This window comes from Hamadaea flava (genome assembly GCF_024172085.1).
GTDB lineage: Bacteria > Actinomycetota > Actinomycetes > Mycobacteriales > Micromonosporaceae > Hamadaea > Hamadaea flava.
In genome coordinates this window covers 8098374-8123254 of sequence record NZ_JAMZDZ010000001.1, presented here as the reverse complement: position 1 = coordinate 8123254, position 24881 = coordinate 8098374, and the positions used below count along the sequence as shown (strand labels likewise).

Genomic DNA, 24881 nt, shown 5'->3' with positions numbered 1-24881 from the left:
CCTGCTACTCAGTCTCACCAGGCGAAGTGCTCGACGTGAACCCGGTCCGGCGCGACTCCGGCCTCGGCCGCCGTGCGCCGCACCCGGGCGGTCCAGTCGTCGGGGCCGCAGATGTAGAGGTGCTGTCCGCGCGCGTCCGGGACGATGCGACGCAGCGCCGCCAGGTCGCCGCTCTCGGCGTACCCGTGAGGCAACCAGGAATCCTGGGCGCGCGGACCGAGGAGTGTGACGACGCGGAGCCCGCGCCGCGCGGCGAGCCACTCGATCTCCGACCGGAAGGCCAGCTCTTGCACGGACCGAGCGCGATAGACGAGCGTGGCTTCGCCGTCGCGGTAGGGCAGGTCCCACAGCAGCGCGAGGAGTGGGGTGATGCCGATGCCGCAGGCGATCATCGTGACCGGACCGCCCCGATACGCCTCGCCCGTGAGCCGGCCGTACGGCCCTTCGACCAGGACGCGGGTGCCGGGCCGCAGGGTGGCGACGCGCGCGCTGCCGTCGCCGAGATCCTTGACGGTGATCCGCAACCGGTCTTCGCGCGGCGGCCCCGACAACGAGTACGGGTGCGCCCGCGACCAGCCGGGCCCGTCGAGGAACCGCCACTGGAAGAACTGCCCGGCCTGGACCGGCAGCCGGTCCAGGAACCGGCCCTTGAGGTACACCGAGGTGAGGCCCGGCCCTTCGGCGACCACCTCGACGACCTCCAGCCGATGCCGGGCGGTACGCCAGGCCGGCAGTCCGACACGGAAGATCAGGATCGCCGCGGCCGTCGCCGCCCACAGCGTCCACCAGTACGCCCGCGCGACCGGGGAAGCGAGGAAGTCTGCGCTGGTCCACAACTGGTGCGGCAGCGCCAACCCCACGCCGAGGTACGCGTACAGGTGCAGCAGGTGCCACGACTCGTAGCGCAGCCGGCGCCGGGCCGCCTTGATCGAGGTCACCACGACCATGACGATCGCCGCCGCGCCCGCCAGCGCGAGCAGCATCCCGGGATAGGTGGTGATCAGGTTCCAGAACGTGTGCAGCACGTTGTCGTGCACCGGCCCGGCGTAGCCGAGGGTGATGAGCACGATGTGGGCGAGCATGAGATGGAACGAGGTGAACCCGACCCAGCGGTGCCACCGGGCCAGCTGGTCCTGCCCGAAGGCCCGCTCGACCCAGGGAATCCGGGCCAGCAGCAGCACCTGCAGCAGCATCAGGTCCGAGGCCACCAGCCCGGTCAGCCGCCCGACCGCCGCGACCGCGCCCCAGCCGCCCCCGGCGACCTCCTGTACGCCGCCTTGAGCGACCCACAGCGCCACGACCATGATCACGGTCAGCCCGGCGGCGAACCCCGCCACGTCGGCCCACCAGCGCTTCATCTTCACGCCGTCGACGATCCCGGAGCCGCGTATGTGCCCGCTAAGGGTTTGCTGTGCCCAGCCTGTGAGCCGGGCACAGCGTCCGCGCTATTTGGTGATCGAGCCGGTCAGACCGGCCTGGATCTGGCGGTTGAAGACGAGGTAGGTCACCAGGATCGGCAGCATCGCCAGCGTCATGCCGGCGAACAGCCGCGCCCAGTCGGTCTCGTACTTCGAGTTGTTCACGAGGTTGAGCAGGCCCTGGGTCAGCACGAACTTGCCCTCCTCGAACCCGCTCTGCGGCTTCATGAGCAGGTTGGGCAGGATGAACTGGTTCCACTGGCCGATGATGTTGAACAGGCCGATGCTGACCAGGCCGGGCTTGGCCATCGGCAGCATCACGCGGAAGAACAGCGTGGTGTGGCTCGCCCCGTCGATCAGGCCCGCCTCCGCGACGTCGGTGGACAGCGTACGGAAGAACGAGTGCAGGAAGAACACCGTGAACGGCAGCGAGTACGCGATGTAGACCAGGATCAGGCCGCCGTAGGTGTTCAGGCCGATGACGCTGGACAGGCCGAGCATCGCGGCCAGGTTCTGCACCGTCTTGTAGAGCGGGATCAGCCCGAGGAAGATCGGCATGACCAGCCCGGTGAAGAACAGGTAGTAGACGATCCGGTTGCCGGGGAAGCGATACCGGGCCAGCACGTACGCCACCATCGCGCCGAGCAGCATGCTCAACGTCACGCTGAACGTCATCACGACGATGGTGTTGAAGAAGTACTCCCCGATGTGGCCCTTGGTCCAGGCCCGGCCGAACGCGCCGATGTGCCACGAACCGGGCAGGCTCAACGGCTGGTGCAGGATCTCGTCGTCGGACCGGAACGACTGCACCGTCGCCCAGAGCAGCGGCACACCGACCATCAGGCCCCACACGGCGAGGAACACGTGGGAGAAGCCGGTGAGGAGGCGGCCCTCGCCCTTGCTCTTCGGCGGCGGCTCCGCCACCGGTCCGGGCGCGGTCGGAAGCGCGTGTTTCGAGGTTGTCGTGGTCATCCCGGCCGCCCTAGAACTCGATCTTTTCCCGGCGCGTGATCCGCAACTGGATCAGCGCGAAGATGAAGGTGAACGCCGCCATCGCGACCGCCATCGCGCAGGCGTACCCGAACTTGTCGTAGCGGCTGCTGCCGAACGCGGTGTGATAGATCCATGAACTCATCACGTGGCTCGCCCCGGTCGCCTGCATGCTCGGCGGCGCGATCGCGTACGCGAGCAGGAAGAAGTCCAGCGCGGCGATGCCCAGGTAGACCCAGGCGACCGAGATCTGCTCCCACAGCAGCGGCAGCGTGATCCGGAAGAAGGTCTGGCCCCGGGTGGAACCGTCGAGCAGCGCGGCCTCGAAGATGTCCTTCGGGACGGACTGCATGCCGGCCGAGAAGAGCACGAGGTAGAAACCGACGCCGCCCCAGACGGCGATGACGATCAAGCACCAGAGGACCACCGGCGCGTCCAGGACGGTGTCGCCGAACGGGATGCCGGGTATCAGCCAGGAGTTCGTCTCGCCCAGGAACAGCAGCGGATGCTGCGGGTCGACGATGCCGACCTTCGCCAGCAGCGCGTTGAGGAAGCCGGTGTCGGTGGAGCTTTCGAAGATGCGGCTCCACAGGATCGCCACGATCGCGATCGACAGCAGCTGCGGGAAGAAGAAGATCGTCTTGTAGAGCCCGGATCCGGCCACCCCGCGTACGCCCGCCTTGTCGCCGCGTCCGCCGACGTTGAGCATGAACGCGAAGAACAGCGCCAGCAGGATGGTGACGATCGGATAGACCACGAGGATCACGGCGTTGTGGTACAGCGATCGCAGGAAGGTCTCGTCTTTGAGCAGATCGGCGTAGTTGCCGAAGCCGGCGTACGGCACCTCCGGCGTGAAGCCGTTCCAGTCCGTCAGCGAGTAGCCGATGGTCTGGAGATACGGCCAGATCACATAGACCACGTACAGCAGCACGGGGAAGAACAGGAAGCCCACGATGAAGCGGGCTCTGCCGTGGTTCATGGCGAATCCTTAGGTCGGGTCTCGCCGAGGTCCACGAGGACCCCGGCGAGACCGTGGGTGATCAGGCCGTGCGCTTGGGCTGCTTCTTGACGTTCGGGTCGGCCGCGATCTTGTCGGCCGCCTTCTGCATCGCGGTGGTGAACTCGGCGGCGCCGCCCTTGCCCGACATCAGGTTGGTGATCGCACCTTCCAGCGCGGTGTAGAGATCCTTGTACCAGCCGTCGAAGCGGACGCTGACGACGTTGCCGTTGGCGGCGGACAGGACCTTGTTCGCCGAGACGAACTGCGACGAGCCGGTCAGGCCGTCGGCCGCGCCCTTGACGACCGGCAGCGACTTGGTCAGCTCGGCGAACTTGCGGGCGCCGGCCTTGGACAGCATGATCCGCAGGAACTCCAGGCCACCGGCCGGGTTCTTGCCGGTCTTCGGGACGATCCAGCCCTCGCCGGCGGCCGCGCGTACGGTGCCGTAGGGGCTCTTGTCCGACGCCGTCAGGCGCCACTGCGCGCTGACCTCGAGCTTGGTGTCCGACCTCAGGGTCTTGGCCATCTCGCCTTCGAGCCAGGTGCCGCAGGGGATGAACAGCGCCTTGCGGTCGATGACCGCCTGCTGGGTGGTGGTGTGGTCGAGGGCGGCCGCGCCGGCCTGGACGTAGCCCTTGCCCAGCATCTCGTGGATGTGGTCGATGACGGTCTTCACCGCGTCGGACTGCCAGGCGCCCGGCTCCAGGTTGTCGATCGCGAAGATCGCCTCCTTGCCGCCCACCTTCCAGATCCAGTCGGTGATGACGTTGTACATGTACCACGGGTACTTGCCCTGGTGGGTGAAGGCGGCGATGCCCTCCTTCTTGGCGTTCTCGGCCAGCGCCAGGAACTCCTCCCACGTGGTCGGCACCTTCCAGCCCTTGGCGTCGAACAGGGTCTGGTCGTGGAAGAAGCCGTACACCGTGTACGCGGCGTTCAGCGTGTAGGGCTTGTCGTTGAACAGGCCCGACTCGATGGTGCCGGCGAGCAGGGTGTCGCGGATCTTCACGTTCGGGTCGTCGATGCTCGGCGCGTCGTACAGCTCGGTGAGGTCGGTGAGCTGGTCGACGATGGTCGCCAGGTCGAGCGTCTTCGGCGAGGAGTTGTTGATGACGTCCGGTGCGGTGTTACCCGTGAACCGGGGCTGCATGTCGGTCAGGATCTCCTTGGACCAGGTGATGCCGACCTTGGAGCCGCTGTACTTCTGCTCGTAGAGCGACGCGTAGCCCTTCGCGTACTCCTGGCCGAAGCCGCCGTCGAAGACGACCGCGTCGACGTTCTTCTTGGCGTCGACGCCGAAGGGGTTGTCCTTCGTCTTGCCGGTCGTGCCGCTGCCGGTGTCGCCGGAGGTGTCGCTGGAGGCGCAGGCCGCGAGGAACCCGGCGGCCGGCGTCGCCAGCAGACCCGCTGCCGCGGCACGGCGAAGCACCGTGCGGCGGCTCAGGCTGGTGTGGGACATGGTGTCTCCTCAGTAAGGGATTCGTTGGTGGGGGTTCCCGGCTCGGCGGGCCGCCGCGCCGAAGCTTGTGTGTGGAGGCTCTTCATTCGGCGACCTCCTTGATCCGATGGGCCTCTACCGCACGAGCCGTACGCTGAAAGGCCGCGTGCGAGCGCTCATGCGTGCGCTGCGCCACCGCGATGTACAACAGGTCCAGCACCACCAGCTGCGGATGCCGCGCCGACAGCGCGTCCGGCCGGAACGTGGTCGCCTGGGTGGCGGTGAGGAGGAGATCGTCGGCGACGTCCGTCAGCGGGGAACGCGGGAAGCTGGTCAACGCGATCGTGGTCGCACCGTGACTGCCCGCCTCGGCGATCATCTCGATCGTCTCCCGCGTCTGCCCCGAGTGCGAGATCCCCAACGCCACATCCCCCGGCCCCAGCAAAGCCGCCGAAGCCAGACCGTTGTGGATGTCGGTCCACGCCCACGCCGCGATCCCGATCCGATGCAACGAGAACTGCAGCTCCTCACCCACCAGGGCACTACCCGACGCCCCGTAGATGTCCACCCGCGACGCCGCCGCGATCGCATCCGCCGCCCGCTCCACCGCCGACAGATCGATCCGCGCCGCCGTATCCCGCATCGCCAACGTGTCCGCCGCCATCAACTGCGACAACACCCGCTCCAGCGGATCGGTCGGCTGAATCTCCCGCCCGATGTCGACCTGCCACCCGGCCGACCGAGCCAACCGGCCGGTCTCCCCCGCGATCCCCAACCGCAGATCCGCGTACCCGTCGAAACCCAACGCCCGGCAGAACCGGGTCACCGTCGCCGGCGAGGTCCCACTACGCTCCGCCAACTCCACGATCGTCGCCCGCGCCGCCGCCGCCGGATCCGCCAGAACATGATCAGCGACCCGACGCAACGCCCCCGTGAACTCGGTCAGGCGTACCTGGATCTGGGGCAGCAGCGCGTCAGCGTCGTCGTGCGCCGCACTGACGGTCACCTCGCGATCCATCGCTGGCACGCCCCTTCACGGGTATACATACGTGATAATGGCAAGGACTGTTAACTGTTGCGGTAAAAGTTCTTACTGCGAGGGCATAGTTGTCAATAGGTCTCGTAAAGTTTCCTTACCGTTACTTGATCAACGCCTGCCATGAGCAGCGAGAACGCCCAAAACCAGGGTTGGTAAGAATGCTGACCGCGAGCCGTTCGGCCAGGGATCGGCGAGCTGACCGGATGACGCGGATCGATCCGGACGGCGGCCGGGTCGCGCCGAGTATCATCCTCACCTGATCTGTCCAACTTCGACGGACGTCGGTCCCCGGCGTCCGGGCTGACCGGAGGCACGATGCGGCTACCGATGCGCTGGCTGGCCGTGGGGGCGGTGGTCGCGATCGTGATCGGCGCGGGCGCCGGATACCTCACCGCGCACGACTCCGGTTCCGACATCCGCGTCGCGGCCGCGCCCGACGCCGACCCCTCCGGATCGGCGAGCCCGCTGGATCCGTCCCCGTCCACGTCGGCGTCGGCCGCGCCGTCACCCTCGGTGACCAAGCAGGGTTCCGCGTTGGCGTCGCGACCCAACGACGGCACCGGCTACTGGCCGGACTTCTCCAACACCGGGTACGCGCACACCCCGGCGAACGCGGGCGGGCTCGGCAAGGGCGGGTACCCGGGCAAGCTGAAAGACCACGCCTCGGGAATGAGCGCCGCCAAGCCGCTCCGCCTCGAGTTCCCCGACAACAGCGTGATCACCTTCCAGCGGTTCCTCGCGCTCAAGGTGACCATCTACGGCGACAACCTGACCTTCATCGGCTGCCTCTTCGAGGGCACCATCCCCAACGACAACCTGGTCCAGATCTACGCCGACACCGCGATCACGTTCCGTTACTCGACGTTCAAACCCAACTCGTACGCCCGCCCGCCGGGCAACAACGGAAAGGTGTCGTCGGCCCCCAACCCGCCCGGTACGCCGTTCGACAAGTCGTGGCAGCTCGTCACCACGATGAAGGGCGCGGTGGCGACGATGGACCACAACGACATCTGGGGCAACGCCGGGCTGGAGATGACCACCGGGCGGCCCGGCAAGCCGTCGCGCTGGACCAACAACTACCTGCACGACCTGGCCGACACGTCGCACGACGAGTATCACCACGACGGCATCGGGCCGCAGAGCGAGGGCGACGGCGGGCCGATGATCGTCGACCACAACACGATCGCGTCGCTGGGCAACACGAACGGCTTGGCGTTACAGGGAACCGGCGTCTACGACCACGTGTCGTTCACGAACAACTACGTCTCCGGCTGGGGGTACGCCGTCTGCATCGGCACCCGGAACAACGCCACGAACATCACCGTCACGGGCAACGTCTTCTCGGCGGAGCTGAGCCAGCTCTACGGGTTCAACTACGGCGGGATCTGGGGCGGCAGATCGCGCGGCTCGACCTGGCGGAACAACCGGCTCCAGGTACGCGCCGGCGACGACAACTCGCACTTCAAGGCGTCCGACAACGGCAAGTACCTGTGGCCGTCGAACTCGGCGAAGAGCACCGACTACACCGGCTGAGCGGCGCACCGGAACGCTGAAGGGCACGCCGTCACACGACGGCGTGCCCACCCCCCGGAACCGGATTCCACAGTCGACCGGTGCAGTCGATACTGCGCGGTCGACATTCCGCAGTCGACGATCACGCCGTACGCGCCACCGCACCGGCGGCCGGCGTCGCGGTCGCGGCGGCGACCCCGGTCAACGCGATCGTCGCCAGCCACAGCCCGAACGGCGCGAGCTGCCACGCCTGCACGTCGTCACCGGCGGTGATCAGCGTCGCGAACACGCCCAGGTAGGTCACGACCCAGGCGACCGGCATCCACCGCCGCCAGCCGGTCAGCACCCCGGCGCGGGCCAACGCGACCGCCGCCAGGACGCCCCCGACGATCTGCGCGAGGCCGCCGAGCGGATAGAACGCGTTGTCGGCGTTGCCGGTGGCCATTTCGACGAAACCGCCGAGGGCGATGCTCAGATGCCCGAACGACCAGACGCCCAGCCCGATCGCCGGAAACACGCCCCGGCCGGCGACGCCCGTGACGAGCAGGCCGGCGATCATCGCCGCGATGCCGATGAAGCCGGCATCGATCAGCAGCTCACCGGGCTTGCTGTCGGCGTCGGCGTACTGGATCAGGATGCCGGCCGCCCACAGCAGCGCGGCGGCGACTCCGACGCTCCCCCACACCTTGGTCATGATGTCCTCCTGAGCTTCAACTCGATGACTCGGTTCGATGGGACCCAGCGTCGGCCCACCGGGGCGGGTCGCACATCGGAGCGACCCCGGAAGGCTCCTCCGGGCTGGCACGGATGTCCCGCCACGCCCCCGATCCGTACGCTGAGCGCATGTATCGCCGGGTGAGCGTCGCGATCGCCGGGCTGGCCGCCGCGTTCCTGGTCGCGGGCGCGGCCGGGCTGATCCGGCTCGGCACAGACGCCGATCTGCCGACCGTCCTCTGGTACGCGTCCGGCGTCGTCCTGAGCGTGCCGTCGATCGCGCTGGGGTATGTGATCGCGCGGCGGCGGCCGCAGAATCCGGTCGGTGCACTGCTGGCCCTCGTCGGGTTGTCGATCGCGGTGATCCCGTCCGTCGAGACCTACGCGACGGCGGCGTACGCGGCCGGCCTGCCGATGCCCGCCGTCGTGGGAACGCTGGACCAGGGCTCCTGGATGCTCATGTACGTCCCGGTCGCCCTGCTGGTGCTGTTCTTCCCCGAGGGACGGCTGCCCGGTCCGGGCTGGCGCTGGGTCGCCGGTGGGCTGGCCGCTGTGCTGATCGTGTTCGTCGGCGTGGCCGGGATGGCACCCGGGGCGTACCCGCCGCCGTTCGAGAACGCGCCGCACGCGCTGGGTGTGCTGCCCGACGCCGCGTTCCCGTTCGTCATCGCGCTGCCGTTCCTGCTGCTCGTCCTGCTGATCGCCAGCGCCGGTTCGATGATCGGCCGGTTCCGCCGCACGACCCGCCCGAGCGAGCGTGCCCAGCTGAAATGGTTCGCCCTTGCCGGCCTGTGGCTGCCGGTGTCGCTGCTGCTGTGCTGGACGAGCTATCTCCTGATGGGCATGCCCGACCTGGCGATGATCGGCCTGTTCGGGCTGTTCATCACCATCCCGGTCGGCACCACGATCGCCATGCTGCGGCACGACCTCTACGACGTCGACAAGGCGATCGCCGCCACCGTCACCTACAGCACGGTGACGACGGTGCTGCTCGGGCTCTACACCGCGATCTCGTTCACCGGCGGGCTGGTGGCCGGCGGCGGCAGCGCGGTCGTCGCGGCGGGCGCGACCGCCGTCTGCGCCGCGGCGCTGACCCCGGTACGCACCCGGATCCAGCGCGTCGTCGACCGGCGGCTGTATCCGCAACGCCGCGCCGCGCTCGACGCCATCGCCGCGTTGCGGCGGCGCATCGACATCGGCGACAGCCAGCCGGAGGAGTTGCAGGCGGTGCTGCGAACCGCTTTGCCGGACCGGACGCTGCTTCTGGCGTACAAGTTGCCGGGCGAAGAACTGCTCGTGGACTCGACCGGGGAGCCGATCGCGGACCCCGGCGGCGCGACCCCGATCGTGTTGCACGGTCAGGAGATCGGCGCGGTGATCCGGGGCGGCGACGCCACGAGCCGCGAGTTGCTCCGGGAGATCGCCGCGGCGAGCGCGTTGCTGGTGGAGGTGACCCGGCTGCGGATCGGGCTGTCGGCGGCGTTGCGCGACGTGGCGTCGAGTCGCGCGCGACTGCTGGCGGCGGGCTATTCGGAGCGTCGCCGGCTGGAACGCGACCTGCACGACGGCGCGCAGCAGCGGCTGGTAGCGCTGGGCCTGTCGTTGCGACTGGCGCAGCGGCACCTCGGCGACGGCACGGTGGACGTCGACGGGCTGCTCGACCAGAGCGTCGCCGAGCTGGGCACCGCGGTGGCGGAGCTGCGGGCGATCGCGCACGGGTTGCGGCCGAGCAGTCTCGACGACGGCCTGGACGTCGCCGTACGCACCCTCGCCGGATCGCTGCGGTTGCCCGTCACGGTCGAGGTGGAGACCGGGCCGATCGCCGACGACCTCGCCACGACGGCGTACTACGTGGTCAGTGAGGCGGTGACGAACGCGATGAAGCACGCCGACGCCGGCTGGATCGGGCTGCGACTGATCCAGGAGGACGCGACCCTGTCGGTGCAGGTACGCGACGACGGCCGGGGCGGTGCGCAACTGCGGCCGGGTTCCGGGCTGGCCGGGCTCGCCGACCGGGTGGCCGCCGCCGGCGGCGCGTTGCAGGTGCACAGCCCGAGCGGGCGGGGCACCACGATCCAGGCGGTGCTGCCATGCGCATCGTGATCGGCGAGGACTCCGCCTTGTTCCGGGAGGGCCTGGCCCGGCTGCTGGCCGACGCCGGGCACGAGATCGTCGCGAAGACCGGCGACGCTGTCGCGCTCGTCGAGGCGGTCGCCGCCCACGAGCCAGACATGGCCATTGTGGATATTCGGATGCCGCCGGATCACACCGACGATGGCGCCCGTGCCGCGCGTACGCTCCGCGACCGGTGGCCGAAGCTGGGCATCCTGCTGCTGTCCCAGCAGATCGAGACCCGGCACAGCGTCGAGCTGGTGGCCCGGGGCGGGTTCGGCTACCTGCTCAAGGACCGTGTCTTCGACGTCGACGACTTCCTGGAGGCGCTGCGCCGGGTGGCCGCGGGCGGCTGCGCGCTCGACCCCGAGGTCGTCACTCGGTTGCTGGGCGGGCCGCCGCTGCCGGGCCTGACCGCCCGCGAACGCGAAGTGCTGGCCTTGATGGCCGAAGGCCGGACCAACGTCGGCATCGCCCGGCGGCTGTGGCTGACCGATCGCACCGTCGAGACGCACGTCGGCTCGATCATGAACAAACTGGGGCTGACCAGCTCCGGCTCCGATGAGGACCACCGCCGGGTGCTCGCCGTGCTCGCGTACCTGCGGGCTGGTCCCACTTCCGCGTAGCGGCGCATCCGTGCTTCCGCTGCTAGCCTGTCGCGATGGCCGGACTCGTGGCCGCGTTGCTGGATCGACTTCGGCGGATGCAACCGGTGCTGGGCGATTCGACGCTCGCCGTCGCGTGCATCGCGGTCACCTTGGTCATCGCCCCGCAGGTCCGGCTGCCCGGCTCGGTTCCGTTCGACCTCGTGGGCGTACTGCTGACGCTGGGCTGCTATCTGCCGCTGGCGTTGCGCCGCAAGGCTCCGGTGGCCGTCCTCGTGGTGACCTGCGTCAGCCTCGAGGTGTACCTGCTCGCCGGTTATGTGCCCACGCTCAACTTGTTCGGCCCGCTGCTGGCGCTGTACTCCGTCGCCGCGCAGCGGCCGGCCTTCGTCACCGGGGTCAGCGCGACAGCCGCCGCCGTGCCGATCTTCACGAGCGCGATCGCGGCCGACCTATCCCTGGAGTTGGCGCTCGGCCAGGCGATCGTCGCGCCGGGCGTCGCATGGATGTTCGGCAACAACACCCGTAATCTCGCGGTGCTGACCCGCCGGCTCCGGGCCGAACAGGCGCAGCGGGCCCGGCAGGCGATCGGCGAGGAACGTCTGCGGATCGCCCGGGAGCTGCACGACGTGGTGGCCCATCACATGTCGGTGATCTCCGTCCAGGCCGGACTGGCCGACTATGTGCTGTCGACCGATCCCTCGACCGCGCGCGGCGCAGTGAAGACCATCGCCGAGACCAGTCACCAGGCCCTGGACGAGATGCGGCACATGCTGGCGTTGCTACGGCTGGGCGCCGACGGCGAGACCCCGGAGCCGCTGCCCGGTCTGCGGCGGCTGGACGATCTGGTGCAGCAGACGGCGGCGGCCGGCGTCGAGGTCGACGTCATCGTCACCGGGGCCGAACGGGAGCTGAGCGGCGCCGTGGACGGCTGCGTCTTCCGCGTCATCCAGGAGTCGCTGACCAACGTGATCAAGCACGCGTCACCCGCCCAGGCCCAGGTACGCCTGGAGTACCGCCCCGACGCCCTGGTCGTGCGGATCCTGGACAACGGGCGACGGCGTACGCCGAGCGCAGCCGCCGGGGCGGCCCCGGGCGGGCACGGCATCCTCGGCATGCGCGAACGGGCGCAGGTCTACGGCGGCACGCTGACCGCCGGACGGCGGCCCGAGGGCGGCTTCGAGGTCGTGCTCACCCTGCCGACCCGCCCCGGGGCATCCGATTAGTGCGACAGTACGTCGGCGAGCACCGCGAGGTGGCTGTGTGGCAAGTCCTTCGACGAGGTCAGCAGGGTCACCGTGCCGTGGGCGGCCAGATCCCGGAGTTGGGTGAGCCCAGCCTGCTGTTCCGGCCCGGCCAGCTCCCGCTCGTAGCGCCGGACGAACTCGGCGTGCCGTGTCTGGGGATCCTCGTGATACCACTTGCGCAGCTCCGTCGACGGCGTGACGTCCTTGACCCACTCGTCGACGTCGGCCTCGTCCTTGCTGATGCCGCGCGGCCAGAGCCGGTCGGCCAGGACCCGCCGGCCGTCGTCGTCGGCCGGCGGGTCATATATGCGCTTTATCTGAACCACAATCCGGAATGTACCGTCAGTCGGCGGCCGGCGTGCCGAGATAGAGCTCGATCACCCTCGTTCGCGCGCACCCCGAGTGGGCCGACCGCACGTGAACACCGCGCGGCCCGGCTGAGCAGCACTTGAACGGCAAGATCAGCTGGACCTGCAGGTCACGGGCACGTTGCTCGCAGCTTGTACGCGGTGCGGCATTTGCGGCGACCGGTGGTTTTGCTCCGGTGCTATAAGGTCTTGCCGCGAACGGCCGATCCGGCCGAAAGCAACTGTTAGGAGTAGATATGCGAATGCCTCGTCGCCGCCTCGGCGCTCGGGTCGGCGCCGCGCTCGGCGCCGTCGCCGTCGCCGGTGGTGTGGTGCTGGGGATGGCCTCGCCCGCTCAGGCCAACTACACCAGCCCGCTGTACTCGACGATGGCCAAGTGCAAGGCCGCACGGCCGCACTACGTCTCGACGTGGACGTCGCCAGGCCCGTGCTACCCGATGTACAACTCGGCCGGCACCAAGGTCGTGGGATACGCCTTCCTCGTGTACACCCGCTACTGAGCGACGCCAGCGCCCCGATCCGTCTCCTCTGGAGGGGTCGGGGCGCCGAGCCGGCCGAGGCGTGACTACGCGGGCCGGCGCAGCAGCGCCAGCAGAGACGCGTGCGTGGCTTCGTCTGCCGCGACGAGGAGCCCGCCGACCCCGGTGTGCAGCGGCTGACCCTGGATGCCGGTGACGACGCAACCGGCGGCCCGGCAGAAGGCGATGCCGGCCGCGAAGTGCACGCTGTCGCGCAGGTCCCCCGCCGTCAGGTACGCCGCCCGCCGCCCCGCGCCGACCCAGGCGACCGCCAGCGTGGTGGACAGGACGCGGGGCCGGAAGAGCCGGTTGAACTCGACGTCGGCGAGCAGCGCGGTCGCGGAGAACTCGGGGCTGTCCGGATGCGGGTCGAGGTTGATGTCGACCAGGCGCGATTCGGCCGACGGAACGGCCGGCCGGTCCTCGCCGCCGCGGCGTACCGAGGCGCGGTGGCCGTCGGTCCAGAAGGTCTCGCCGGTGAAGGGGTCGGCGCTGGCGGCCGCGGTGACCGCCGATCCGGTACGCAGTGCGACGTTGACGGCGACCATGGTCGTCTCGGCGGCGTAGTTGAGGGTGCCGCAGAGCGGGTCGACGAACCAGGTGCGGTCGCCGATGACGCCGCCGGTCTCCTCGCCGAGCACCGCGTCGTCCGGCCGGGTCTCCCGCAGTACGCCGAGGATCGCCTGTTCGGCGGCGAGGTCGGCCTCGGTCGCGAAGTCGCCGGGGCCCTTGGCCTGCCGGGCGAGCGATCCGCCGAACTTCGCCCGGACGATCGCGGCGCCGGCTTCGGCCGCCGCGAGGGCGACTCCATGATCAGTCAGGGACACCACGGGAGGATACTCCCGGGCAGTTCTTGCTCGTCCGCTTCACGGTGTATTCGTGATCGTCGGTGGTGATGCCGGACGGCTGGCCGTCGAAGTAGGCCTCCACCTTCTCCCAGCCCCGGTGCTGCTCGTAGTGCAGGTGCGGAGCCCCGGAGTTGCCGGTGCTGCCGACCTTGCCGAGCTGCTGCCCCTGCACCACCTTGTCGCCGACCTCCACCATCGGCATCTCGATCATGTGCAGGTACTGCGTCGTCCACTTCCCACCGTGGTCGATCTTCACCCAGTAGCCGCCGCCGCGCCCTTTGGGCCCCTTCGGGTTCTGCTGCGTACGCCCGCCCAGTTCGCCGTTTACTCCGGCTTCGATCACGGTGCCGCCGAAGGAGGCGTACACGGGACGGCCCCAGGCGGAGCCCTTGGTGGGGAACATGTCGAGGTCGAAGTCGTCGTGGCCGGGATAGGTGCCCAGTTCCCACGTCTCTCCACATGCGACCGGCAGCTGGAACAGCGGGCGTGGCCCGGGCGGCAGGAGCATCGGCACGACCACGATCGCGGTGGCGGTCAGCAAGGTGGTGGCGGCGGCGATGGCGATCGCCCAGATGATGCGGCGGCGGGTCACCGGGCCGAGCGTACCCAAGGCGTTGTTAAAACGGTGTCAGCGGCCGAGCGCCGACATGATGATGCGGGCCGTGTTCTCGACGTGCTCGCGGGCGATCTTCGCGGCCGCCTCGCCGTCCTGCGCCCGCAGCGCGGCCACGAGGTCCCGGTGCTGCCGGTTGACGATCTCATCGTCGGTCGGGGTGAAGACGACCGGCTGGTGGAAGTTCCAGTAGTTCACCTTGGTACGCCGGTAGAACTGGCTCACCAGAGTGTTGGCGGCGGCCTTGGTGACGAGGTCGTGGAACTCGGTGTTCAGCTCGTTGAGCCGGACCCGGGAGGCGCCCGGCTGCTCCATCAGCTCCAGCAGCTCGTCGAGCCGGGCGAAGTCGTCCTGCTTGAGGCGGCCGGCCGCCAGGTACGCCGCGTGCGCCTCGATGCCGGCCCGCGCCTCGATGATCTCCAGCATCTCCTCGGGGGCGTGGTCGCGGACGATCCAGCCCCGGCGCTGTTCGACCAAGCCTTCCTGGCGCAGCCGCAGCAGCGCTTCGCGGACGGGGGTGCGGCTGACCTTGAGCCAGTCCGCCAACTCCTCCTCCACGAGGCGGTGGTTCGGGCGGAACTGCGCGGACAGGATCGCCTCGCGAAGCCGCTCGTGCACGACGTCCGCCATGAACTCGGTGCTGCGCGCGGCCATTCCTTGTCCCATTCCTGCCGAAGAGTCGATCGTATACAGAAGCGTACACGCTAGCTCGGGTATTACCCGAGCATCGTATTCTCACGCGCTTTACGGGCCGCCAGCACCACGACCACCCCGATGATCGCCGCGCACATCACGTTGGTGGCGAGGTCGGTGACCAGCGGGCCGCCCTCCTCCGGACGCTGCGGGAACGCCACCCAGGTGTAGGTCGCGGCCGCCCCGATCGCGAGGGCGCAGACGTGCTGCTGGCTCCAACCGTCGCGGCGCGACCACCGGGAGACGGCGGTGATCCCGGTCACGGCGACGACCAACCAGGCGGCCACGGTCACCCACTGATACCAGGCCGCGGTGACCAGCACCGCCGGAGCCCAGAACGCACTAGTCAAGAAGAAGGCGGACAGTGCGGCGCCCCCTGGTTCCGGCCGCCGACCGGTCAAGCGCGGCAACCGGATGCGGCGCGGAAGCAGGAAAGCCGCCACGATCACTCCGGCGATGACGACCGCCATGCCGATCTGCTGAGCCGGCGAGGCAAGGAACCGGGTGTCCAGGTAGTTGCCGTAGAACACCAGGACGCAGCCGACTGCGTACAGGACGCCCACGACGGTCAGCCCGAAGCCGCCCAGCCACGGCGTCGTACGCCGGGCGGGGGTCAGCGACTCGACGAGGGCGATCGGCACGCTGATGCTCCACACCGCGTGCAGCGCGATGATGATCAGCGTCGTCTGCACGTTCATCCCGAGCCACGGCACGAACGCCGGACCGGCGAGGTAGTCGTGCCCGGCGTACGCGTCCGTCCAGAGCAGCTGATCGACCGGCCCCTCTTCGATCAACGCGTACGCCACCGCCAGCAACGCCATCGTCGGCCAGCCGCCGGCCCGACGGCCGAGTTCGCGGACGAGCACCGCACCGCACCCGTACAACGGGATCAGCAGCACGCCCACCCACAGCGAATCGACCGTCAGGTTGCCGAGCAGGAACTCTCCGACGAAGGGCGCCAACAGGAACAACCCGAGCACCGGCCGCATGCCGACATGTTACGGGCCGGGCTCAACCGGGACTGTGATCCGGCGTCAGCTCCTCCGGGGCGGTCGCCTGATGAGGCACCGTCGGCGCCGGCGACGGATTCTCCAGAACCGGTGCACGGCGTTTGGCGTACCGCTTGGCGATCGGAATGATGGCTCGGGCCGTAAGCGGACCGGTGACCGCGAGCACCAGCACGTAAGCCGCCGCCAGCGGGCCGAGTTCGGAATTGACCCCGGCGGTGACCGCGAGCCCGGCGATGACGATGTTGAACTCGCCACGCGGCAGCAACGCCGCCCCGGCGCGCAACCGGCCGAGCGTCGAGACACCGGCCCGGCGGGCGGCCCACCAGCCGGTGGCCATCTTCGTCAGCATGCCCACGATCGCCAGGGCGATCGCGATGCCCGCCACCGGCGGCAGATCCCTGGGGTTGGTGTGCAGGCCGAAGAACACGAAGAAGACCGCCGCGAACAGATCTCGCAGGGGCGTGAGCAGTTCGCGGGCCTGATGCGCGAGCGGCCCGGACAGCGCGATGCCGACCAGGAACGCGCCCACCGCGGCCGAGACCTGAAGCATCTGGGCGACCCCGGCGACCAGCACGGTCAGGCCGAGCACCTTCAGCAGCAGCACTTCCTGGCTGGGCGAGGCGACCAGCCTCTCCACGATGTGGCCGAAGCGCAGCGCCACGATGAGGATCACGGTGATGGTCGCGGCGGCGATGCCGAGGGTGATGGCGCCGGTGAGGAACCCGGCCCCGGCCAGCATCGCGGTCAGGATCGGCAGGTAGACGGCCATCGTGAGGTCTTCGAAGACCAGCAGCGACAGCACGACCGGGACTTCCCGGTTACCGAGCCAGTCGAGGTCGGCCATCACCTTGGCGGTGATGCCGGACGAGGTGACGTAGGTGATGCCGCCGAGCGCGACGGCCGCGACCGGGCCCCAGCCCATCAACAGCGCGACGGCGACGCCGGGCAGCGAGTTGAGGACGAGGTCGACCAGGCCGGCCGGAGCGTTGGTACGCAAGGTGCCCACGAGTTCGGGCGCGGTGTATTCCAGGCCCAGCGTGAACAGCAGCAGGATGACGCCGATCTCGGCGCCGGTCGCGGTGAACTCCTCGCTCGTCGTGAGCGGCAGGATGCCACCGTGGCCGAAGGCCAGCCCGGCGAGCAGGTACAGCGGAATGGGAGAGATGCTCCAGCGCAGTGACAGCGCGCCGAGCAGCCCGAGGGCAAGGATGATGGCGCCGATCTCGATCAGCGTGAAGGCAGCTTCCATACGCCGGCCTATCCGCGCGTGAAGATCTCGGCGGCTCCCGCGGTGCCGTCGGCGGTGCCGACTATCACCACGAGGTCACCGGACCGCAGACGGGTATCCGGACCAGGGCTCGCGACGACCTCCGCGTCGCGCACGATCGCGACGATCGAGGCGCCGGTGCGCGTACGCACCCGGGCGTCGCCCATGAAGCGACCGGCGTAGGGCGAGCCCTCGGCCACCTGGATCTGGACGGTGACCAGGCCGGTCACCTGCCGCTGCAGATCCGCGAGCCGCTCGACGAGCCGCGCGGTGCCGAGCAACTCGGCGACTCCGTTGGCCTCCTCGTTCGTCAGCGCGAGGGCGGCCAGGGTGGTATCTGGATCTCGTGGGTCGTACACCACCAGATCCCGGCGACCGTTGTGGTGAGAGATCACTGCGGCGTGCTGTCCCCGCGCAGTCCGGAACTCGTGCCGCAGCCCGATCCCCGGCAGCGCCGTCCGCTCGACCTCCACCTAGATCAGCCCCTTTCGCCTCGTCGGCCCCCCATGATCGCATATCGACATCGATGCACGGTAAGGGTGCCCTCAGTCCTCAGGCCGTCACCGGCTCGGCGCGGGTCCGCTCGCCCCACCGAACCAGCGACGGGTACGCCGTACCAGCGACCGCGAACAGTACCCCGACAACCAGCCAACCTGGTCCGCCACCACCCACGACCAGAGCCGTGAGCAGCGGTGGCGTGACCATGTTGCCGATCTGCCGACCGGTCAGGTAGGCCCCTTGGTACTGGCCCTGCGCCCAGTCGGGGGCCATTCCGAAGATCACGGCCCAGGTGGCCGTGGAGCTGAACAGTTCACCCAGCACGTGTACGCACGCCGCCGCCAGGACGCCGACGCAGACCGCCCACGTGGGCATCCCGGTCGACGCTCCGAAGAGGACACACGCCACGGCGATGATCAGCGCGCCCCGGCGCCCCGTACGCGCGGCGCTCGCCAACCCGTCGGTGCCGCCGGACGCCCACACCTGCAACAGGACGCAACCGGTGGTGTTGATGAGCAAGGCGGCCGACACCAACCACAATGGACCGCCCGTGTGCACGGTGAGCCACAACGGCAGCCCGAGCGTGAGCAGCTCGTTGTAGAGCGCGGCGACGAGCCCGTCGACCAGCGCGAAGCTGAGGAACGGGCGGTCGCGCAAGGCGACCAGGCGCGGCTGTTCGGCCGGGCGTGCGGCGACCGGCTTGTCCAGTCGCACCCGGGTCAGCACGGCTGCCGCAAGCAGGAAGGTGACCGAGTTCGCCAGCAGCATCACGGCGTACGCCGAGCGGGTGTCGAGCATCAGCGGGATGCTGCCGATCAAAGCCCCCAAGCCGATCCCGGCGTTGTTGGCCGAGCGCAGGAAAGCGCGTACGCGCAGCCGCTGGGCCGGTTCGACGGCGGCGGCGATCATCGCGCCGTTGGCCGCCTTCGCGCCGGACTCCCCGACCGCGATGAGGCCGGCGATCGGGGCGAACGACCACAGCCCGCGTACGCCGATCAGGCCGGCGAAGCACACCGCCTGCAGGATCAGCAGCCCGAGCATGACGCGCTTCGGGCCGTACCTGTCGGCGACGTAGCCCATCGGGGTGCTCAGCGCCATCCCAGCCCCGGCCGCGATCGCGAGCCCGAGCGCGACCTCGGCCGGGCTCAGCCCGATCGAGCGCGTGAGGAACAGCGTGCTCGTCGTCAGGTACGCGCCGTTGCCGAGGGTGTTGACGAAGTGGGCGCCGATGAGGATGCGGGCGTTGCCGCGGGGTGGGAGCAGCACGCGGGCAGCGTAACAGTACGAACGTACGGTTTGTTAAGCCCGCGCTCCCTGTTTGGGGTGCAGATCACGGTTACGCGTGCTTCCGGCCGCGCTTTTGGGCTGCGCATCCGTGATCCGCAGGTGACGCCACGGGACGCCAGACGTCGTCAGGACCGCGTCAGGGGACGAGGACGGCGCGTCCAGGCACCCTGCCCGCTTCGAGATCGGCGAACGCCTTGAGGCCGTCGACCAGCGGATAGGTCTGGACCTCCACGCTGATCTTGCCCTGCTGGGCCAGCGAGATGACCTGCCGTTGATCGGTACGCGTCCCGCCGAAGGAACGGCGAACGTCGACACCCCACGGCAGCGGCTCGGCCGCCCCGTTCGCCTCGTAGGTGAACTTGCCGCCGCCCAGGCCGACGAAGCGCAACGCACCGTCCGGCGCGATCGTGTGAGTGGCCAGGTCGATGGTCGGCTGGACGCCGACGAAGTCGAAGACCGCGTCGGCCCCGTAGCCGCCGGTCTCCTCCAGGATCCGCTTCACGGCCATCTCGTCGCTCTTGAGCACGAGATCCGCCCCGTGTTCCTTGGCGAGCTCCAGCTTCTGCTCGCTGGAATCCACCGCGATGATGCGCGCCGAGGTCGTGGCGGCCAAGATCTGCAAGCCCACGTGCCCCAGCCCGCCGACCGCGATGACGACCGCGGTCGAGCCCGGTCCGAGCCGATGGCGCGCGCCGTTGATCGCGTGCATCGGGGTCAGCCCGGCATCGGCCAGCGGCGCGGCCTGCACCGGATCCAGGTCGCCCAGAGGTTCCAGGTACCGCGCCTTGACCTTCATGTACTCGGCCATGCCGCCGTTCGGCCCGAGCCCCGGGCACGGCGGGTACGCATACCGGCCGCCCTGGTTCACGCACACGTTGTCGCGGCCCTCGATGCACGGCCGGCACACGCCGCAGGCCCAGATCAGGTAGACGAGCACAGCGTCGCCCTTGGCGAACCCCGTCACCGTGTCGCCCAGCTTCTCCACATGCCCGGAGGTCTCATGGCCCAGGGTCATGTTCGGGATCGGCCACTCCGGCGCGTGCAGCACGTGGACGTCGGAGTGGCACAACCCGGCCCCGGCGACCTTCACGAGCACTTCGTCGGAGGCGATCTCCGGCACGTCGACCTCGCGTACCTCGATCTTGCCAGGTGAGACCAGCTGCAAAGCCCGCATCGCACGCCCCCGTCCGCTCGGCTTCGCCTCACCTTAACCGGCCCGACCGGGCGGCATCAGTCGTTTACGCAGCTCGAAGCGGGCCGGTGGCCTTCCGCTACGGCATCGTCAATCTCACGCTCTCGGCCACGGCGACCACCTGTTCCGAGCGGAACGAGCGGGGTGCCATCAGGTTGACGCCAGACCCGTCGGGCAGTGTGGCGGTCAACCGCCAGAAATCGGCGGTCCGCACCAGTCTCGCCGGCCTGCCCCCGACGGTCACGGCCTGAGCAGCCTCGAATCCCTCGATCTCGGCGTCGGGACTGGTGTCGGGCTGAGGCGTACGCCAGACCGTCAGCGCTCGGCTCGGGACAGCCGGGTCGATGTAGGACAGGATCGCACCGTCATCCTTGAACATTCCGAGACGCCATCCGTCCGGCACGAGGCCCACGGTGAGCATCAAGCCGACTTCCTGCGGCTGATCGGTCACCTCACGGGCGAGCGTCAGGACGACCTTTTCGGTGGCGTTCTCGCCGGCCCGGGTCAGCGACAACCACACCCCAGGACGGTGTTCCCAGGTGAGCGCCACGAACATGACGACGCCCGACTCCTTCGTCCCGACGGTGATGCGGCCTGGACGCCCGTCCAGGGTGATCTCCCGCTCTCCCCGGCCGGCTTCGCCCGTCGGTGCGGTCGTGGTGGTGAGGACGACTTCACTCCCGTCGGGCTCGGGGTAGACGGCCATGATGGGTCCGCCCGGCTCGGCGGTGAACGAGGGCTTGCCAAGTCCCGGGAGGGCGTAGGGGAATTCGAAGGCCGCCGCCGCGACCAGCCGGATCGGGTCGGCTGTCTGCCCAGGCGATGCGGTGCGCCAGAGCGCGGGTAGCAGGACCCCGGCCGTCATGGCTGCGATGGCCAGGCCCACGCTCACGAACGCCCAGCGAGGCGTGCGACGGCGGAGCCCGCGGCCGGTGCCGATCCGGGTGCCTTTACCCAGGGCTCCGCCCAGGGCGATCCCGTCGCCCGCCATGCCCGGCGCACGGCATTCGGCGAGAAGCCGCTCGCGGGCCGCGCGCCGCGCCGCGTCGGACAATTCGGCGGCTTGCGGTCCGTACGCGTTCAACAGCGAGATCTCGTTCACGGTTCCTCCGGTAGATCGAGCGCGGAACGGGTCAGGCGGCGGGCCCGATTGATCCTCGAGCGCACCGTCCCGAGGGGTATGCCGAGCGCGGCGGCGATCTCCGCGTACGTGAGCTCGGCCCAGGCAAGAAGCAGGAGCGCGTCCCGGTCCGGTGGCTTGAGCGCTGCGAGCGCCGCCGCGAGCGCGGCACGCAAGGCTTGCGCGTCGAGTCGGTCGTCCGTCGGCTCGTCGACGTGTACGTGCGCGACCAGCCCGGCCGATCGGGCCATAGCACGGTACCGGCGCTCTTCCTGCCGGACGTGCCGCCGTAAGACGTTCGTGGCGATGCCGAACAGCCATGCCCTCGCGTCGAGCCGGATCGGCTCGAAGGAGGTTCTTCGCCGGAACGCGACCAGAAACGTCTCCGCCAGAAGATCGTCTGCCGGTTCGCCGATCCGCCGGCTCAGATAGCGATGTACGGCTGCGGCGTGCCGGTCGAACAGCGGCGCGAACCGTTCCGGAACGTCGATCGACTCGCGGATGAGCGCCTCGTCGACGCTGTCCGCGGGCGGCAGTCGTAGTTCGGTCACACTTGTTCATGCCCGATCGGGGCAGGTGGGTTCACGGACGGACGATAGTGCGGACGGGCCTCCGCTCGTGGCGTGGCATCGCGTCATTCGGTGGCGACCCGGCGAACAGCGGCGGCGAGGGCCGCCTGGTCCACTGGTTCGCCGGTCGTCGCCGCTCGCAGGACGACACCGTCCAGCAAGGCTGCGACGGCCTCCGCGATCGACCCGCCGAGCCGGGGTTCGAGCAGCTCGCGTACGCCGTCGAGCCGGCGCCGCGCCAGCGGGCGCAGCCGCGGATCGCGCATCGCGGCCGCGTACAACTCGTATTCGACCCGGACTCGGCGCGGATCGGCGGCGTGCTGCGCGGCGAGCAGTGCCAGTTCCCCGGCGAGATCGGCAGCGCCGGCGGCGGCGCACAGCCGTTCCTTCCACTGCCCCAGTTCGCGGTCGAGGTCGTCGAGCGCCTGCCGGAGCCCGGCCTCGATCAGGTCGTCGAGCGTCGGGAAGTAGTAGGTCGTCGCACCGAGCGGCAATGCGGCCCGGTTGGCCACGCTGCGATGCGTCGTACGCCCGAGGCCGACCTCGGCGATGCTGTCGATGACGGCCGCCGCGAGGGCGTCGCGACGGGCCTGCGGGTCACGGGGTCGCTGCGCCCGCCGCGGTGCCGCGCTCAATGGGCCGCCGCCCCGCCGACGTTGAGGATCACCACGCCCGCCACGATCAGGCCGATGCCGATCACCTTCACGACGGTGATCGGCTCGCCCAGGAAGACCGCGCCGATGGCGACGATCGCCGCCGTGCCCAGCCCCGACCAGACCGCGTACGCGACGCCGACCGGGACGGACTTGACCACTTGGGAGAGGGCCACGAAGGCGAGTGCGTAGCCGACCAGGACCGCGACGGTCGGCCACAGCTTGCTGAAGCCCTCGGTCGCTTTCAGCAGACTGGTCGCGATGACCTCGGCGGTGATGGCGCCGAGCAGGTAGAGGTAGCCCATGGACTTGTACGATAGTACAAGAGCGTCTTACGAAGCGCTGACGGAACCGGGCGGCGACCCCGTTCGCGACCCCGGCGGACCTACGCTGGTCGGGTGACCAGACCCGGCGCGCCCAGCATCCTCGTCGTCGACGACGATCCCACCGTCGCCGACGTCGTCCGCCGCTACCTCGAACGGGCCGGGATGACGGTCGAGCTGGCCGCCGACGGCGACACCGCCCTGGCCGCGTACGCCGCCCGCCCGCCGGACCTGGTCGTGCTGGACCTGATGCTGCCCGGCGTCGACGGGCTGGAGGTGTGCCGGCGGATGCGGCAGTCCTCGGCCGACCTGCCGATCATCATGCTGACCGCGATGGGCGAGGAGATCGATCGGATCGTCGGCCTGCAGCTCGGCGCGGACGACTACGTCACCAAGCCGTTCTCGCCACGGGAACTGGTGCTGCGAGTGCAGTCGGTGTTGCGGCGTACGGTGGCGCAGCCGCAGCAGCCACGGGACTTGTTGCGCGACGGCGACCTCGTGGTGGACCCGGCGCGCCGGACCGCAGCGCTCGGCGGAATGCCGCTGTCGCTGACCGTACGCGAATTCGATCTGCTCGCCGCGCTCATGTCGCAGCCGGGCGTCGCCCTGAAACGGGCGCAGCTGCTGGACCAGGTCTGGGGCTGGACCTTCGGCGACCAGTCCACCGTGACCGTCCACATCAGACGACTCAGGGAGAAGATCGAGCCGGATCCGGCCAGCCCGGCCCGCATCCAGACGGTGTGGGGCATCGGCTACCGCTACGAACCGGTGGCGGCCGATGCGTGACGTCCTGCTCATCGGGCTGGCCGCGCTGCTCGGCGCGCTGGTCGTGTGCGTACCGGGCGCGATCGCGCTGCGGTTCCTGCAGCGACGCTCCATCACCGCCAACGTCGGCGTACTGGTGCTGGTGGTGGTGCTGGCGGTCGCGGCCGGTGTGCTCGCCGTCGCCGAGGAGATGTTCATCTCCGGCCACGACCTTCAGGTCGTCCTCATCGTGGTGCCGATCGCCGGAGTGCTGTCCCTCGCGATCGGGCTCTGGATGGGCCGCCGCATGGCGCGTGCCGCCGTGTGGGCCGCCGACGCCCGCCACCGGGAGCGGGAGCTGGAGGCGAGCCGCCGGCAGCTCATCGCGTGGGTCAGCCACGATCTGCGTACGCCGCTGGCCGGGATGCGGGCGATGGCCGAGGCGCTCGAGGACGGCGTGGTCGACGACGCCGAGTCGATGCGGGAGTACCACCACCGGCTGCGCATGGAAGCCGACCGGATGGCCCGGCTGGTCGACGACCTCTTCGAGTTGTCGCGCATCCACGCCGGGGCGCTGAATCTGACGGTGGCCGACGTCGGGCTCGGCGACGTCGTCTCCGACGCCCTCGCCGCCGCCTCGCCCATCGCCACGAGCCGCAGCGTGCGACTGCGTACGCCGGTCCACGCGGCCTGGCCGACGGTGAAGGCCAGCGAGCGGGAACTAGGCCGGGTCGTGGCGAACCTGGTGCTCAACGCCGTGCGCTACACGCCGCCGGACGGCACCGTCACCATCGACGGCGGGCGGGACGCCGCCGGACCCTGGCTGGCCGTGAGCGACACCTGCGGCGGCATCCCCGAGGCCGACCTCGACCGGGTCTTCGACGTGGCCTTCCGAGGGTCACGCGCGCGTACGCCGGACACCGGCGCGGGCGGCGGCCTCGGGTTGGCGATCGTCCGCGGACTGGTCGAAGCGCACGGCGGCACCGTGGCGGCGCGCAACGCGGGCGACGGCTGCCGCTTCGAGGTACGCCTCCCCGCCTAGGCGCACCGCTCGTCCGGGCACCGGATCAGGGATCCGTGTCGAATCTTGGCTGACTGCACTC

The 24881-nt window shown here is 69.8% G+C and carries 26 protein-coding genes; 7 read left to right on the top strand and 19 right to left on the bottom strand.

Features of this window, described 5'->3' with window-relative positions:
* Nucleotides 1-14: 14 nt before the first annotated feature.
* The 5 genes from HDA40_RS37900 to HDA40_RS37880 all read right to left on the bottom strand — a co-directional run bounded on the left by HDA40_RS37900 (nt 15) and on the right by HDA40_RS37880 (nt 5852).
* Nucleotides 15-1358 (bottom strand): ferredoxin reductase family protein, encoded by a 1344-nt coding sequence (locus tag HDA40_RS37900; RefSeq protein ID WP_253763944.1) that lies wholly within the window; start codon nt 1356-1358, stop codon nt 15-17.
* An 87-nt stretch (nt 1359-1445) separates the two neighbouring features.
* On the bottom strand, nt 1446-2390 hold the full coding sequence (locus HDA40_RS37895) for a carbohydrate ABC transporter permease (RefSeq protein WP_253762809.1): 945 nt from the start codon (nt 2388-2390) through the stop codon (nt 1446-1448).
* Nucleotides 2391-2400: 10 nt separating this feature from the next.
* Entirely contained in the window at nt 2401-3387 is a 987-nt protein-coding gene (locus tag HDA40_RS37890) for a carbohydrate ABC transporter permease (RefSeq protein ID WP_253762807.1), read from the bottom strand.
* Between the two features lie 61 nt (nt 3388-3448).
* Complete coding sequence (gene ngcE / locus HDA40_RS37885; protein WP_253762806.1) at nt 3449-4867, bottom strand: N-acetylglucosamine/diacetylchitobiose ABC transporter substrate-binding protein; 1419 nt, start codon at nt 4865-4867, stop codon at nt 3449-3451.
* A gap of 82 nt (nt 4868-4949) precedes the next feature.
* Entirely contained in the window at nt 4950-5852 is a 903-nt protein-coding gene (locus HDA40_RS37880) for a MurR/RpiR family transcriptional regulator (protein WP_372503101.1), read from the bottom strand.
* Between the two features lie 348 nt (nt 5853-6200).
* On the opposite strand from HDA40_RS37880, the gene HDA40_RS37875 reads away from it, so the two are divergent.
* The gene (locus HDA40_RS37875) at nt 6201-7418 is read left to right on the top strand and encodes a hypothetical protein (RefSeq protein ID WP_253762805.1); all 1218 of its coding nucleotides are present in this window, start codon (nt 6201-6203) and stop codon (nt 7416-7418) included.
* A 121-nt stretch (nt 7419-7539) separates the two neighbouring features.
* Here HDA40_RS37875 and HDA40_RS37870 read toward each other — a convergent pair whose 3' ends face one another.
* Nucleotides 7540-8091, bottom strand: a complete 552-nt coding sequence (locus HDA40_RS37870; protein ID WP_253762804.1) for a hypothetical protein — start codon at nt 8089-8091, stop codon at nt 7540-7542.
* A gap of 149 nt (nt 8092-8240) precedes the next feature.
* Between HDA40_RS37870 and HDA40_RS37865 the strand changes: the two genes are divergently transcribed.
* Genes HDA40_RS37865 through HDA40_RS37855 form a run of 3 tightly spaced genes read left to right on the top strand, consistent with a single transcriptional unit; the run spans nt 8241 to nt 12054 of the window.
* Entirely contained in the window at nt 8241-10214 is a 1974-nt protein-coding gene (locus HDA40_RS37865) for a sensor histidine kinase (protein ID WP_253762803.1), read from the top strand.
* Entirely contained in the window at nt 10202-10849 is a 648-nt protein-coding gene (locus tag HDA40_RS37860; RefSeq protein ID WP_253762801.1) for a response regulator, read from the top strand. The genes HDA40_RS37865 and HDA40_RS37860 overlap by 13 nt, the downstream gene beginning before the upstream one ends.
* A 35-nt stretch (nt 10850-10884) precedes the next feature.
* Complete coding sequence (locus tag HDA40_RS37855; RefSeq protein ID WP_253762799.1) at nt 10885-12054, top strand: sensor histidine kinase; 1170 nt, start codon at nt 10885-10887, stop codon at nt 12052-12054.
* On the opposite strand, the gene HDA40_RS37850 is transcribed toward HDA40_RS37855, so the two are convergent.
* Nucleotides 12051-12401, bottom strand: coding sequence for a DUF488 domain-containing protein (locus HDA40_RS37850; RefSeq protein WP_253762797.1), 351 nt, complete (start codon nt 12399-12401; stop codon nt 12051-12053). The two genes, HDA40_RS37855 and HDA40_RS37850, sit on opposite strands and share 4 nt — an antisense overlap.
* 278 nt (nt 12402-12679) lie before the next feature.
* On the opposite strand from HDA40_RS37850, the gene HDA40_RS37845 reads away from it, so the two are divergent.
* Nucleotides 12680-12943, top strand: coding sequence for a hypothetical protein (locus HDA40_RS37845; protein ID WP_253762795.1), 264 nt, complete (start codon nt 12680-12682; stop codon nt 12941-12943).
* A 65-nt stretch (nt 12944-13008) separates the two neighbouring features.
* On the opposite strand, the gene HDA40_RS37840 is transcribed toward HDA40_RS37845, so the two are convergent.
* The 12 genes from HDA40_RS37840 to HDA40_RS37785 form a co-directional block, all read right to left on the bottom strand.
* Nucleotides 13009-13788 carry an inositol monophosphatase family protein gene (locus HDA40_RS37840; protein ID WP_253762793.1) on the bottom strand — a complete coding sequence of 260 codons (780 nt, stop codon included), beginning with the start codon at nt 13786-13788 and terminating at the stop codon, nt 13009-13011.
* Nucleotides 13775-14401: a M23 family metallopeptidase gene (locus tag HDA40_RS37835; RefSeq protein WP_253762791.1), complete on the bottom strand. Its 627-nt coding sequence runs from the start codon at nt 14399-14401 to the stop codon at nt 13775-13777. Before HDA40_RS37835 ends, HDA40_RS37840 begins: the two co-directional genes overlap by 14 nt.
* Nucleotides 14402-14437: 36 nt before the next feature.
* A complete protein-coding gene (locus tag HDA40_RS37830; RefSeq protein WP_253762789.1) occupies nt 14438-15076 on the bottom strand; it encodes a GntR family transcriptional regulator in 639 nt (212 codons plus the stop codon).
* A 62-nt stretch (nt 15077-15138) separates the two neighbouring features.
* Nucleotides 15139-16104 carry an AF_0692 family protein gene (locus HDA40_RS37825; protein ID WP_253762787.1) on the bottom strand — a complete coding sequence of 322 codons (966 nt, stop codon included), beginning with the start codon at nt 16102-16104 and terminating at the stop codon, nt 15139-15141.
* Between the two features lie 22 nt (nt 16105-16126).
* Nucleotides 16127-17374 carry a cation:proton antiporter gene (locus tag HDA40_RS37820; RefSeq protein ID WP_253762785.1) on the bottom strand — a complete coding sequence of 416 codons (1248 nt, stop codon included), beginning with the start codon at nt 17372-17374 and terminating at the stop codon, nt 16127-16129.
* 8 nt (nt 17375-17382) lie between these two features.
* Nucleotides 17383-17865 (bottom strand): cation:proton antiporter regulatory subunit, encoded by a 483-nt coding sequence (locus HDA40_RS37815; RefSeq protein ID WP_253762782.1) that lies wholly within the window; start codon nt 17863-17865, stop codon nt 17383-17385.
* Nucleotides 17866-17944: 79 nt separating this feature from the next.
* The gene (locus HDA40_RS37810) at nt 17945-19156 is read right to left on the bottom strand and encodes an MFS transporter (RefSeq protein ID WP_253762781.1); all 1212 of its coding nucleotides are present in this window, start codon (nt 19154-19156) and stop codon (nt 17945-17947) included.
* Between the two features lie 157 nt (nt 19157-19313).
* Nucleotides 19314-20351 carry an NAD(P)-dependent alcohol dehydrogenase gene (locus HDA40_RS37805; RefSeq protein WP_253762779.1) on the bottom strand — a complete coding sequence of 346 codons (1038 nt, stop codon included), beginning with the start codon at nt 20349-20351 and terminating at the stop codon, nt 19314-19316.
* Between the two features lie 97 nt (nt 20352-20448).
* Nucleotides 20449-21471 (bottom strand): hypothetical protein, encoded by a 1023-nt coding sequence (locus tag HDA40_RS37800; RefSeq protein ID WP_253762778.1) that lies wholly within the window; start codon nt 21469-21471, stop codon nt 20449-20451.
* Complete coding sequence (locus HDA40_RS37795) at nt 21468-22040, bottom strand: RNA polymerase sigma factor (RefSeq protein WP_253762776.1); 573 nt, start codon at nt 22038-22040, stop codon at nt 21468-21470. Before HDA40_RS37795 ends, HDA40_RS37800 begins: the two co-directional genes overlap by 4 nt.
* A gap of 83 nt (nt 22041-22123) precedes the next feature.
* Nucleotides 22124-22693 carry a TetR/AcrR family transcriptional regulator gene (locus HDA40_RS37790; RefSeq protein ID WP_253762775.1) on the bottom strand — a complete coding sequence of 190 codons (570 nt, stop codon included), beginning with the start codon at nt 22691-22693 and terminating at the stop codon, nt 22124-22126.
* Complete coding sequence (locus tag HDA40_RS37785; protein ID WP_253762774.1) at nt 22690-23016, bottom strand: DMT family transporter; 327 nt, start codon at nt 23014-23016, stop codon at nt 22690-22692. The genes HDA40_RS37790 and HDA40_RS37785 overlap by 4 nt, the downstream gene beginning before the upstream one ends.
* Before the next feature lie 93 nt (nt 23017-23109).
* Here HDA40_RS37785 and HDA40_RS37780 point away from each other — a divergent pair, with 93 nt between their 5' ends.
* Both HDA40_RS37780 and HDA40_RS37775 read left to right on the top strand, forming a co-directional pair.
* Nucleotides 23110-23820 carry a response regulator transcription factor gene (locus tag HDA40_RS37780; RefSeq protein ID WP_253762772.1) on the top strand — a complete coding sequence of 237 codons (711 nt, stop codon included), beginning with the start codon at nt 23110-23112 and terminating at the stop codon, nt 23818-23820.
* Nucleotides 23813-24820 (top strand): sensor histidine kinase, encoded by a 1008-nt coding sequence (locus tag HDA40_RS37775; protein WP_253762770.1) that lies wholly within the window; start codon nt 23813-23815, stop codon nt 24818-24820. Before HDA40_RS37780 ends, HDA40_RS37775 begins: the two co-directional genes overlap by 8 nt.
* Nucleotides 24821-24881: the final 61 nt, after the last annotated feature.

Coding starts and splice junctions, on each gene's coding strand:
- HDA40_RS37900 (WP_253763944.1), bottom strand. CDS start 1,358: ATGAAGCGCTGGTGGGCCGACGTGGCGGGGTTCGCCGCCGGGCTGACC.
- HDA40_RS37895 (WP_253762809.1), bottom strand. CDS start 2,390: ATGACCACGACAACCTCGAAACACGCGCTTCCGACCGCGCCCGGACCG.
- HDA40_RS37890 (WP_253762807.1), bottom strand. CDS start 3,387: ATGAACCACGGCAGAGCCCGCTTCATCGTGGGCTTCCTGTTCTTCCCC.
- ngcE (WP_253762806.1), bottom strand. CDS start 4,867: ATGTCCCACACCAGCCTGAGCCGCCGCACGGTGCTTCGCCGTGCCGCG.
- HDA40_RS37875 (WP_253762805.1), top strand. CDS start 6,201: ATGCGGCTACCGATGCGCTGGCTGGCCGTGGGGGCGGTGGTCGCGATC.
- HDA40_RS37870 (WP_253762804.1), bottom strand. CDS start 8,091: ATGACCAAGGTGTGGGGGAGCGTCGGAGTCGCCGCCGCGCTGCTGTGG.
- HDA40_RS37865 (WP_253762803.1), top strand. CDS start 8,241: ATGTATCGCCGGGTGAGCGTCGCGATCGCCGGGCTGGCCGCCGCGTTC.
- HDA40_RS37860 (WP_253762801.1), top strand. CDS start 10,202: ATGCGCATCGTGATCGGCGAGGACTCCGCCTTGTTCCGGGAGGGCCTG.
- HDA40_RS37855 (WP_253762799.1), top strand. CDS start 10,885: ATGGCCGGACTCGTGGCCGCGTTGCTGGATCGACTTCGGCGGATGCAA.
- HDA40_RS37845 (WP_253762795.1), top strand. CDS start 12,680: ATGCGAATGCCTCGTCGCCGCCTCGGCGCTCGGGTCGGCGCCGCGCTC.
- HDA40_RS37830 (WP_253762789.1), bottom strand. CDS start 15,076: ATGGCCGCGCGCAGCACCGAGTTCATGGCGGACGTCGTGCACGAGCGG.
- HDA40_RS37825 (WP_253762787.1), bottom strand. CDS start 16,104: ATGCGGCCGGTGCTCGGGTTGTTCCTGTTGGCGCCCTTCGTCGGAGAG.
- HDA40_RS37820 (WP_253762785.1), bottom strand. CDS start 17,374: ATGGAAGCTGCCTTCACGCTGATCGAGATCGGCGCCATCATCCTTGCC.
- HDA40_RS37805 (WP_253762779.1), bottom strand. CDS start 20,351: ATGCGGGCTTTGCAGCTGGTCTCACCTGGCAAGATCGAGGTACGCGAG.
- HDA40_RS37785 (WP_253762774.1), bottom strand. CDS start 23,016: ATGGGCTACCTCTACCTGCTCGGCGCCATCACCGCCGAGGTCATCGCG.
- HDA40_RS37775 (WP_253762770.1), top strand. CDS start 23,813: ATGCGTGACGTCCTGCTCATCGGGCTGGCCGCGCTGCTCGGCGCGCTG.